The organism is Romboutsia sp., assembly GCF_035470145.1.
Taxonomy (GTDB): domain Bacteria; phylum Bacillota; class Clostridia; order Peptostreptococcales; family Peptostreptococcaceae; genus Romboutsia_D.
Map to the genome: position 1 here is coordinate 1 of NZ_DATIRC010000082.1, position 2,224 is coordinate 2,224.

A 2,224-nucleotide genomic window follows, 5' to 3' on the forward strand; every position below is an offset into this window, starting at 1 on the left:
ATGGAGCAAATAAAACTGGAAGATGGTCAGGTAGACTTGTTCAAGTTCAAAATCTACCACAAACAAATTTAAAAAATATAGACTTAATAAGAAATATAATAAAAGAAAATGATGTAAAAGATAGCTTTGAACTATTAAAAATACTATATGACAACACCCAAAATGTACTATCAAACCTTATAAGAACAGCATTTATATCAACACATAATAAAAAGCTAATAATATCAGACTTTAGTGCAATAGAAGCAAGGGTACTAGCATACATTGCAAATGAAAAATGGAGGATAGATGTGTTTAATTCTCATGGAAAAATCTACGAAGCAAGTGCATCTAAAATGTTCAAAGTAGATATAGATAAAATAACCAAAGATAGCCCACTTCGCCAAAAAGGAAAAATAGCAGAACTAGCACTTGGTTATCAAGGAGGAGTAAATGCACTCAAAACAATGGGAGCAGAGCAAATGGGACTAAGTAATATGGAAATGGAAAACCTAGTCAAAAACTTTAGAAGCTCTAATAGTAATATAGCAAACTTTTGGAAATGCGTTGAAAAAGCAAGTATAAACACTTTAAAATACAAAACCAATATAAAAGTAAACAACATAGAATTTATATATGACAAAGATTATCTATTTATAAAACTACCATCAGGTAGAAGCCTTGCATATTACAAACCACAAATAGAAATAGATAACAAATTTAACAGAGAAATACTAAGCTATAAAAGTATTAACCAAACTACCAAGAAATTTGAAAAAACATACACATACGGAGGAAAACTAACAGAAAACATAGTACAAGCAATAGCTCGTGATATATTAGCAACTAAAATGCTAGACTTAGATAAACATGGATATGAAATAATAATGCATGTACATGATGAAGTTGTACTACAGGTTGATGAAGATATAAAAATAGAACATATAAATGAAATTATGGAAAAAGATATAGATTACCTTAAAAAATTAAAACTAAAAGCAGATACACAAATAAGTTACTATTACAAAAAATAGATTATCGGGGGATAGGCATGATAGATATAGCAATTTGCAACAATAGAAAAGATAAAACATACAAAAACTATGAAATACCATTTACAAAACTTATAGAAAAACTAAGCAAAACTAAATATACTAATGAAACATATAATGACTATTTAAATTTACCAAAAGAGCAACAAGACAACATAAAAGATGTCGGAGGATTTGTAGGGGGCTACCTTATAGATGGGAAAAGAAGTAAAAAAACAGTAAAGCATAGAAGATTACTTACACTAGATGTTGACTATGGGTATAGTGGCATGATGGAATTTATAGAAATGAGCACAGAATTTAATACCCTAATGTATAGCACTCACAAACATAACAATCAAAATGAAAGATTTAGAATAGTAATACCACTAAGTAGAAAAGTTGATGCCATAGAATATGAAGCAATAGGAAGAAAAGTAGCTTTTGAATTTGGAATAGATTACTTTGATGATAGCACATACGACCCATGTAGACTTATGTACTTTCCATCAACTAGCAAAGATGGGCAGTTTAAGTTTATACATATAGATGAAAATTACTTAGATGTAGAAAAATACTTAAATAAATACACAGACTACAAAGATAAAACCCTGTGGCCAATGTCTTATAGGAAAAATAAAATCACAAACATAGATAAAGAAAAACAACAAAACCCACTTCAAAAGCAAGGCATAATAGGAGCATTTTGCAAGACATATAACATCCATGAAGTAATAGAAAAATATCTAAAACATGTATATGAACCTACAATAGATAAAAATAGATACACATATAAAGAAGGAACATCTCATGGTGGACTTATAGTATATGAAGATTGTTTATTTGCATACTCACACCATAGCACAGATCCATGTTGTAATAAACTATGCAATGCATTTGACTTAGTAAAAAATCATAAATTTAAAAATCTAAATGAAGAAAAAGCCTTTGAAAACATGGTAGAACTTGTATCACAGGATAAAGATGTTATAAAAATTTTAGGACAAGAAAGTTTAAAAATAGCTCAAAGTGAATTTGGCTACATTGATGCACAAGAAAATGTAGAAAGTGAATTAGCTTTTATAAATGGTGAAAATGATAATTCAACAATTAAAGAAAATATAGAAAATGAAAAAAATCTATGGGTAACTAAACTTGAAGTAAATAAAAAAGGATTATATACATCTACCATAGACAATATAGTTTTAATACTA

Annotated in this window: 1 protein-coding gene and 1 pseudogene; both read left to right on the forward strand. The window is 28.3% G+C overall.

Annotation, left to right across the window (positions count from 1 at the left end):
- The coding region (locus VLM92_RS02895; RefSeq protein ID WP_325274850.1) for a DNA polymerase at positions 1-1,013 on the forward strand (1,013 nt) is incomplete at its 5' end.
- Positions 1,014-1,030: 17 nt separating this feature from the next.
- Positions 1,031-2,224, forward strand: a pseudogene (locus VLM92_RS02900) (hypothetical protein); the annotation flags it as partial.